9 protein-coding genes and 1 pseudogene are annotated in these 9,006 nt (G+C 70.9%); 2 read left to right on the top strand and 8 right to left on the bottom strand.

Annotation, left to right across the window (positions count from 1 at the left end; genetic code table 11):
- Both GT354_RS28915 and GT354_RS28910 read right to left on the bottom strand, forming a co-directional pair.
- The coding region (locus GT354_RS28915; RefSeq protein ID WP_202512434.1) for a hypothetical protein at positions 1-612 on the bottom strand (612 nt) is incomplete at its 3' end.
- A gap of 4 nt (positions 613-616) precedes the next feature.
- Positions 617-1,300, bottom strand: coding sequence for a papain-like cysteine protease family protein (locus tag GT354_RS28910; RefSeq protein WP_161359317.1), 684 nt, complete (start codon positions 1,298-1,300; stop codon positions 617-619).
- A 227-nt stretch (positions 1,301-1,527) separates the two neighbouring features.
- On the opposite strand from GT354_RS28910, the gene GT354_RS28905 reads away from it, so the two are divergent.
- Complete coding sequence (locus GT354_RS28905) at positions 1,528-2,469, top strand: hypothetical protein (protein WP_161359316.1); 942 nt, start codon at positions 1,528-1,530, stop codon at positions 2,467-2,469.
- A gap of 130 nt (positions 2,470-2,599) precedes the next feature.
- Positions 2,600-3,307, top strand: a complete 708-nt coding sequence (locus tag GT354_RS28900) for a hypothetical protein (RefSeq protein WP_202512433.1) — start codon at positions 2,600-2,602, stop codon at positions 3,305-3,307.
- Positions 3,308-3,344: 37 nt separating this feature from the next.
- Here the strand turns inward: GT354_RS28900 and GT354_RS28895 are convergent, their stop codons facing one another.
- The 6 genes and pseudogenes from GT354_RS28895 to GT354_RS28870 form a co-directional block, all read right to left on the bottom strand.
- Complete coding sequence (locus GT354_RS28895) at positions 3,345-4,304, bottom strand: TIGR01777 family oxidoreductase (RefSeq protein WP_161359315.1); 960 nt, start codon at positions 4,302-4,304, stop codon at positions 3,345-3,347.
- A 391-nt stretch (positions 4,305-4,695) separates the two neighbouring features.
- Positions 4,696-5,466 carry an SDR family oxidoreductase gene (locus tag GT354_RS28890; RefSeq protein WP_202512432.1) on the bottom strand — a complete coding sequence of 257 codons (771 nt, stop codon included), beginning with the start codon at positions 5,464-5,466 and terminating at the stop codon, positions 4,696-4,698.
- Between the two features lie 143 nt (positions 5,467-5,609).
- Positions 5,610-6,008, bottom strand: a complete 399-nt coding sequence (locus tag GT354_RS28885; RefSeq protein WP_161359314.1) for a hypothetical protein — start codon at positions 6,006-6,008, stop codon at positions 5,610-5,612.
- Between the two features lie 181 nt (positions 6,009-6,189).
- Positions 6,190-7,209 (bottom strand): acetamidase/formamidase family protein, encoded by a 1,020-nt coding sequence (locus tag GT354_RS28880; RefSeq protein WP_161359313.1) that lies wholly within the window; start codon positions 7,207-7,209, stop codon positions 6,190-6,192.
- Positions 7,206-8,696, bottom strand: a complete 1,491-nt coding sequence (locus GT354_RS28875) for an APC family permease (RefSeq protein WP_161359312.1) — start codon at positions 8,694-8,696, stop codon at positions 7,206-7,208. The genes GT354_RS28880 and GT354_RS28875 overlap by 4 nt, the downstream gene beginning before the upstream one ends.
- A gap of 54 nt (positions 8,697-8,750) precedes the next feature.
- Positions 8,751-9,006, bottom strand: a pseudogene (locus tag GT354_RS28870) (acetamidase regulator); the annotation flags it as partial.

Below are 9,006 nucleotides of genomic sequence, written 5' to 3'. Positions count from 1 at the left end.
CGCTTCGGCGTTGAGCGGCAACACCCGATCGCCGCCCTGTACGTACCAGGCGTTGATCTGCGGCTCGCGGAAGACCACACCACCGGCGAGCCGGCTCGCGCCGGCCGCCGTGTAGCGGGCCTCGTCGTCGCCCTCGGCGATGTTCACGACCTGCCACCCGCTCGCCGTCCGAGCCGTCCACACCGACGCTCTGCGGCCGTCGGCCGCCACGGCGGTACTCGCGAGGAATTCCTGTCGGGCGATCGGGACCTCGGTCCTGCCCGACTCGGCCGCCACGAACTCGGGGGCGAGCGTGTAGACGGGAACGACGCCACCCTCGATCCTGGGTGCCACGTCGGCGGTGCTCGACGGGCCGGACGCGGTGCTCGACGGGCCGGCCGCGGTGAGCGCTCCGTCGCGGGTAAAGAACCGGGACAGCGTGTCGAGGGTGCCCGGTGCGGTGCTCACGTCGTGTGCGGCGCCGACGCTCGCCGCGTCGGGGGCCGCCGGGGCGGGCACGGACGAGGAGTTCGCCGCGTGGGCCGCCTGTGGGGTGAGGGTGAGGGTCACGGCCGCGGCGAGGGCGCCGGCGGCCAACAGGCGCCGGCCGGCACTGATCCGACTACCGGTCACGGCGTCACGCTCCGATCCGGTAGAGCGAGTGGGTCCAGGAGAACTCGTTGTTGTCGACGTACCAGTTGTGCGAGGCCCAGTTGTAGCGGGAGTTGCTCGGCCACGGGTCGCCCCAGTAGACCCAGTTCTGCGACGTGTCGAAGCCGTAGATCACGTGCATGTGACCGCCGCCCGAGGACCACTGGATCCGGGTCTCGATCGGCCGGTTCGCATTGATCTCGGTCTGCACGGTGCCGTACTGGAGCCAACCGGTCACGTAGGAACCGGAGTTGATACCGGCCCAGCGCAACCCGGTCTGTACGTTGCCCAGCGTGGCCTGCGAGTTGGGGCATTCGGTGCTCTGCGACCGACCGAACGAGGCGTTGCAGAACTGGTTTTGGCTGTAGTTGCGGCCGTACCACGTGGCGATCGTGTTGCCGGAGCCGGCCCAGCACCAGTTGCTCTTCTGCTGCGCCTGCATGGTGATGTTCAGCTTCTTGCTCGCGAGCGCGGCGGCGGGGAGTGCCTCGCTCTGCGTCAGCGCCTGCGTCTGCGTCTGCGCCTGCGGTTGGCCGGTGGCCGGTGCCTGCGCGGCGGTCGCCGCCGACGGCACCGACAGCAGTGCGCACAGCAGCGCGGCCACGGCGATGCTCACCGCTGAGGCGCGTCTGCCGGATGCGTGGCCCGCTCGTGGGGACATTCGAGTCATGGCGTTCCTTCCCTTGCGGGGGAGTGGTGCGTGGCGCGCGTCCGGACGCTGCACTGGACTATCGGGTGTTGTCGTGGTGCATTTCAAGACGCTTCAATGCGGGGTGAAGCGGTGGTGTGAACGACGCGACCGGCATGTGAACGACCCGGGACCGGTGGTACGGGATACGACCGTCGAGGCCGGCGCTCCCGACCGGCGGTGTGAACATTCACAAGGGGAGGCGAGCGATGCCGCGGACCGACGAGCAGGCGGAAGCAGCCGAGGCCGAAGCGGAATTGGCGCGGGCGCTGCGGGTCGGCCCGTTCCACCTGGCCCTGCGCGCGGCCCTGGCCGCCCGCGGTCTGGCCCTGCACCGGGTCCAGCATCGGCTGGCCCAGCGTGGGGTCAAGGTCGGGGTGACCAGCCTCAGTTACTGGCAGCAGGGTGCCCGTCAACCGCAGCGCGCCGAGTCGCTGCGCGCGGTGCGGGTGCTCGAAGACGTGCTGGAACTGCCACCCCACGCGCTGACCAGGTTGCTCGAACCCGCGAGCGCCGAACGCCTCGCGTCGCGGTCGTATCGCTCCGTCGTCGAGGAGTCGGGCACGCTGCGGCAACTGCTGACCGACCTGGAATCCCCGGCCGACGGCGGCCTGCACACCGTGTGTCAACTGGAGCGCGTCCAGGTCGGTCCGCTGCGCCAGCTCCAGGGACGCGAGTCGGACCACGTGGTCCGCGCGCATCGCGACGGCGTGGACCGCTATCTCGCCATCCACGTCGGCGACGTCGGGTGCGAGCCGAGTCGGGTGCGGGTGCGGGCGACCGAGAACTGCCGGGTGGGCCGCGTGCGCTACCACCGGGGCGGCGCCGTGCTGGTGGCGGAGTTGTTGTTCGACGCGCGGCTGCGGGCCGGCGACACGTACGTGTTCGGCTACGGCTTCGAGGACGGCACGGCCGGACCCAGCGACGAGTACCTGCGCGGCTTCACGTTCCCGTGCGGGCAGTACGTTCTCCAGGTGCATTTCGACCCGGCGGCGCTGCCGGTGCACTGTCGGCGCTTCGCGCAGACCACGGCGGGCGCGCCGCGTACCGGCCGCCGCGACCTGACCCTGAACGGCCGGCACAGTGTGGTCCACCTGGCCGAACAGGACGTGGGGCCGGGCATCCTCGGGATCGGCTGGGACTGGAGCTGAGGGCGGCCGTGCCCTCCGGGGTACCGAGCGGCGGTTGCCGCCGCCGGGCGGTGGCCGGGGCTCCGATACCTTGTCACCTTCGCGATCGGCATGTCGTCACGATCGTCTCGTACGTCCCAGGGGGAACCCGATGAAGCGTTGGCCCGCGGCCCTCGTGCTCGCGTTCGGCATCACCATCGGCGCCGGCGGCGCTCGGACCGCGGTGGCGGCGACATCGTCGCACGCCCCTCACTGCGCGGCCGATGCCTCGCCCGGGCACACTCGCCGGCACCTGCCGGACGCGGAGATCTTCGTGACGAACAACACGGCGATCATCAGCGACCCCCACGACCCGCGGTTGGCCGACCGGTTGCTCGGGTTCGCCTGCGAGGTACGCACCATCGTCCGCGCGAGCGGCGCCGATCCGGAGAAGTCCTCGCTGCTGGACGGCGTGTTCTGGTCGAGCGACCTCCAGGCCGCGACCTACGAGCGCTCGCGCGAGTTCGACGTCGACGACATCGACGCGGCGCGGTTGCGGCTCGTGGCCGACGGGCTGCGCACGCGGTATCGGCAGGAGTCGGTGCTGACCTTCGAGTACCTGCCGAGCACGTCCGCGCGCGCGGACGCGATCGAGGTGGAAGTGCCGGGCGTGAGCGCGCAGCGCCTGCACGACGGGCTGGTGGCCGATCCCGAGGCCCGCGACCGACTGTTCGGCGGTTCGGTGACGGTGCGCGGCGGCAAGCTGATCCTGGTCGCGGACCGTGCGGACGCGACCCTGGTACGCGCCTTCGTCGGCACGCTCGGCGGCGACTGGTCCAAGGCGAACGTCCACTACGGCGACCGCGAGTTCGTGGGGTAGGGCCCGGCCGCCCGGCGCGGGGGCCCGTACCGAACGGCTACCGCAACGCGTCGGCGGGTTCGGCGCGGAGACGGCGGACGAGGTCCCCGGCGGCCTTCGGCCACTCGGGGTGGCCGAAGGCGAAGCCCGCGTCGACGAGGCGGCCGGGGATCACGCGGCGGCTCTTCAACAGGAGTTCGGTGTCGGAGCGCATCGCGAAGGCGCCGATCTCGGCCATCCACCGGGTCGCGGGCAGACCGACCGGGATGCCCGATGCCGCCCGCAGCGCCCGCATGAACGCGCGCTGGGGCAGCGGCCCGGGCGCGGCGAGGTTCACCGGTCCGGCGAGGTCGTCCCGCTCCGCGAGGAATTCGACGGCGTGTACGAAGTCGCGCTCGTGGATCCACGAAACGTACTGTGCGCCGCCCGCGACCGGGCCGCCGAGCCCGAGCCGTGCCAACCGCGACAGCACGTCGAAGACGCCGCCTCGATCGGGGCTCATCACCATCGCCGAGCGCAGCGCGACCTTGCGGGTGTGCGGGGTCCTGGCCGCCTCCTGTGCCCGCTCCCAAGCCTTGGCGATCTCGACGCTGTACGCCCAGTACGCCGGGACGCCGGCTTCGGCGCCGCCGATCTCGCCGGTCGCCTCGTCGTTGGGGGCGTCGAAGCGGTGCGTGTAGATGGTGGCGGTGCTCATCTGGAGCCAGACCCGCGGCGGCCGGGCCGCGGCTTCGATCGCCTCGCCGACGACCTCGGCGGAGCGTACCCGCGAGTCCATCATGGCGCGCAGATTGGCCGGGGTGTAGCGGCAGTTCACACTGCGGCCGGCCAGGTTGACCACGACGTCGCAGCCGTCGATCGTCTCCGCCCAGCGACCCAACGTCGCGCCGTCCCAGCCCACTTCGCCCTCGCGTCGGGGTCGCCGGGTCAGGATCGTGATCTCGTGTCCGGCGGCGCCGAGCGTACGGTTCAAGATCGTGCCCACTTGTCCGGTTCCGCCGGGTATCACAATTCTCATCGGCTCCCCCTCGGTCCGAGTCACTCCGAGAGAACCCTAACCCATCGAGTTGAACGCGTTCAAAAATGGGTCGCCGAGCGGGTCGGTAGCCGCCCGGACCCAGCGGCCCGGGCGGCGGACACGGAGACGGTGACCAAGCCGGCCGGGACGGCGACCGGCCACCACGTGCCGATGCGGCGGCGCTGCCGGTCGGGTGCGTCGGGGCTTTGCGGTCACGGCCGACGCCCTCGGCCTCCTCGTCGCGGTCGAGACCCGCGCGCACGCGAAACGCTCGACCGGGCAATCCCGGCCGAGCGTCTGCGTGAACCGCTCGCGGCCGGAGGACCGGCCGGGTGTCGCAACGACCCCTGGCCCTACTCCTGTTCGTGGGGCGGGTGCCGGTCGGCGAGGGTCAGCCCGCGGTCAGGCCGCTGTCGTTGGCCAGGATGGCCCCGTGCACGTTGTGCGCCTCGGCGGACGCCACATAGGCGAACATCGAGGCGATGTCCTCCGGTTGGGCCGCCGGGCGCGGGGCCATCACACGGCCGACCAGATCCCAGTCGACATCGGAGGGCATCTGGTAGTTCGCCACGAGGGCGGTGTCGACCATGCCCGGCGCGATGGCGTTCACCCGAAGCGGCTTCTTGGCGAACTCCCAGGCCAACGACCGGGTGAGCTGGACTACCGCGCCCTTGCTCATGGTGTAGACGACGCCGTACGCCTGGCCCGTCACACCGGCGTTGGACGCGATGTTGACGATGTTCCCGGAGCGCTCCAGCAGGTGCGGGATGGCGGCCTGACACATGAAGAAGTAGCCGTCGGTGTTGACGCCCATCATCCGCCGGTACTGCGCCTCGGTGACGTCCAGGATGTGCTCGGCGCGGGCTATCCCGGCCACGTTGCCCAATACGTCCAGCCCGCCGAACTCGGCGACGGCCTCCGCCACCGCCGCGAAGCACTCGTCGCGCGAGGACACGTCGGTGACCCGGGTCGAGACCTTGCCCGCGAGGCCCTCGGCCAGTGTCGCGGTCTCGGCGAGCGCGTCGGCGGCGATGTCGAGGGCGAACACGTTCGCGCCCTCCGCGGCCAGGCGCAGCGTCGTCGCGCGGCCGACCCCCGAACCCGCTCCGGTGACCACCGCGGTCTTGCCGTCGAACCGGCCGGACACATGGGTTATCGACATGCGTTCACTCCATCGGACGAGGGCGGGGTGGGGCCGCCTGTGCGGCGACCACGACCCAGGGTGACGGATCGTGCCACAGCCGGGTTGCACTTTCCATGACCGTGACGCCCGTCACTCGGCGCCGGCCGCCGCCGGGTTCGGCGTCACCGATCGTGGGGCACGGCTTGCGCGTGCAGGTCGACGTTGATCTGAACGTTGCCCTTGCCCAGGCGGCAGACGCGCCACGTGCCGTTCTCCCGCTCCAAGTCGACGGAGTACGGGGATGCGGAGCCGTCCCGGCCGGTGATCGACACGTTCACACTGGCCGCATCGTCCTCTTGGGTGGAACCGACCATCGAGACCTTGAAGCCGGGGCCCTCGCCCACCAACAACAGGTGCGAGTCCGCGACGGGCCGGCCGCCACACGTGCCGTAGAACGCGGCCGGGGAACCACCATCGGCGACCGTGTGCAGGTAGTCCCGGGTGACGTCGTGGATGGGACCGTCGAAGGTCGCGCCCGAGGCCGAGCAGGACACGGCCGTCAGCGCGGCGAGGGCCGGCAAGGCCCGAAGTATTCCCCGTGGCACCACAGTTCGCGCAACGACGACACGTGCCACGGTTCCCCCGATCCATTGGTACGACCGGGGGATCGTAGCGCGAGCGGGCGCCGCCCGTGCGTCCGAAGCGACGGGCGGCGCCTTCGTCCGGCCCGCGCGGCGGCGGTGCGGGCAGGATCGGGGATGGTCAGCGTTGGCGCAGGTACTCGGCGGCGATCGCGCGCAGTCGGTCGTGCCGACCCTCGTACGCCCGGTTGTTGCCGAGCAGGATTTTGGAAAGCTTGGCGATCATCGTGTAGTTGGTGTCGCACACGTTGGCCACCGGGGCGAGGCCGGCCTGACTGACGAGCTGGTAGGCGTCGAGCTGATCGAGGCCGAGCAGTTGCGCCGTCCACCCGACGAGGTCGCGCTGGCTGACCCGGAACGCGTCCTCCAGCGGGCGGGCCGAGCCGACCGCGAGCAGGTAGTCGTCGTTCTCCAGGCGCGGCCACTCGGGTGCGGCGCCCTTGATCAGGTCGACGACGATCACGGTGCGCATGGCCGCCTCGACGGCGGTGCCGCACAGTTCGCCCTCGCCCTGGCGGGCGTGGCCGTCGCCGATGGAGAGCAGGCCGCCCTCGACGTTGACGCCGAAGTAGGCCGTCGTGCCCGCGCGCATCTCCGGGGTGTCCATGTTGCCGCCGTGCGCGGCCGGGGTGATGGACATGATGGTCTCGCCGGCCGCGGGGGCGACGCCGACCGTGCCGTGCATCGGGTCCAGCGGGAGTTCGACCGAGAAGTCGCTCGTGCGCGCGTGGAAGCGACACGTGCCGGCCGCGACGTCGATGTCGTACTTCCATACCCGCTCCTCCAGCGGTGGGTGCAGCATCGCCGTGCTGTGGGTGGCGGTGAGCGCGCCGAAGTTGGGAAACGTGCTGGAGATGCCCCAGTCCCGGGCCGGCGTGATGTCGACGAAGTGCACCACGAGGGTGTCGCCGGGTTCCGCGCCCTCGACGGCGATGGGCCCGGTGACGGGGTTGAGGTAGGGGAACGTGCACACCTGGCTGGGCAGGTCGCCGACGCCCTTGACGTTGCCGGCGAAGCAGTCCTCGGTCTCCAACTCGACGATGGTGCCCGGGCGTACGGTGAGCAGCGGTGCTCGGCCGCCGAAGGTGTATGCGTACTGGTCGGGGGTCGGCTTGAGGGAGACGACGTCGGGCAGGCTCACGCGGGTTCCTCGACTCGGTCGATGGCGGACAGTTGGGGGCGGCGGCCGGACACGGCCAGACCGATCAGCAGCGCCACGCCGATCCCGAGCCAGACGAAGCCCAGGCGTTGCGCGGCGACGTCGGCGTTGATCACGACATACGCCAGGATCGCGAATCCGAGGGTGGGCGCGATCAGGTGTCGCCAGTAGTCCTTGCTCTTGTTGCGGATCAGGTAGTGCACGACGACCGCCACGTGCAGGACCAAGAACGTGGTCAGCGCGCCGAAGTTGACCAGCGTGCTCAGCAGGGTGATGCCGTCCTCGCGCTGCGACGTGTACAGGCCCAGGCCCAGCGAGACGGCCGCGGTCAGCAGGGTGGCGTTGACCGGGACGCGGTGCTTGGGGTGCACCTTGGCCAGGAACGACGGGAGTTGGCGGTCGCGGGCCATCGCGTACAGCAGCCGCGACGTGGCTGCCTGGGCGACCAGGGAGTTCGCGAAGCCCCAGGCGATCGCGGTGGCGGCGGCGGTCAGCGTGGCCAGCCAGCCGCCGGCGGCGACCCGGGCCGCGTCGTAGAAGGCGGTGCCGTCCGGGTCGCCCTCGGCGATGAGCCGGTCGGGGTCGGGCACCAGGAGCCCGGCGATCCAGGTCTGCGCGATGAACAGCGAGCCGGCGAGCAGCAGCGCGGCGACCATGGACTTGCCGATCGCGCTCGCGGCGTCCTTGTTCTCCTCGGAGAGCATCGAGATGCCGTCGAAGCCGAGGAAGCTCAACGCGGCGATCGAGACGGCGCCGAAGACCAGGCTCCAGGAGAACGTGTCGCCGTTGTATATCGGCGTCAGGTCGAAGCCGCGCCCCTTGCCGTCGACGAGCGCGGCCAGGCCGATCCCGATGAACAGGGCGAGCACGATCAGTTCGCCGATCAGCATCACCCGGGTGACCTTGGCGGTCATCTCGATGCCCGTGTAGTTGACGACCGTGTTGAGCACGACGAAGCCGATCACCCACATCCACACCGGGATCGACGACACGAGCGAGTTCATCGCGACGCCGGCGATCAGGTACAGCAGGCCGGGAACCAGGATGTAGTCGAGCAGGATCATCCAGCCCGACAGGAACCCGACCGGGGCGGCGATGCCGCGGCCGGCGTAGGAGTACACCGATCCGGCCATCGGAAACGCCTGGGACATCTGCGCGTAGGACAGGGCGGTGAACATCATCGCGACCATGCCGACGGTGTAGGCGAGCGCGACCATGCCGCCCGAGCCCTGGAACACGCCGCCGAAGATGCCGAACGGCGCGATCGGCACCATGAACACCAGGCCGTACACCAGCAGGTCGCGAAAGCTCAGGGTCCGGCGGAGTTCCTGCTTGTAGCCGAACTGCTCGACGTTGTGGGACGCGGCGCCTTCGGACGCGGGTCCGTCGGTCGCGTGCGGGTCGGCTGCGCGTATGTCGGGCGCGCGATGGCCGGGTGGGCGATTTTCAGACAGGGGGACATCGCTCATGGTGCTCTCTTCTCCTGGCGACCCCGGAAGGTCTCGAGGAGACACTAGAGCCGATCATTTCCAGATGGAAGTATTTTTGTCCGATGGGATGACGGCGAAATCCAGCCCCTCGGCGCGGGCCAGGTGCACGCGTCGCGGCGGCGGCCCCAGCGGCGACCCCGCCCACGCCCGCCGGGTCGCGGCGTCCTCGGCGCGCAGCAGCCGGAGCACCGCCGCGTCCAGGCCGGCGGCCGCGAGCGCGTGCCGCGACGCCAGCGCGGCGACCAGGTGCAGGCCGTCGTACAGGCCCTCGGCGTAGGCGTCCAGGATC

This window comes from Streptomyces sp. SID3343, assembly GCF_009865215.1.
In the GTDB taxonomy this organism is placed as follows: Bacteria; Actinomycetota; Actinomycetes; order Streptomycetales; family Streptomycetaceae; genus Embleya.
This window is presented reverse-complemented; position numbering and strand designations above follow the sequence as displayed.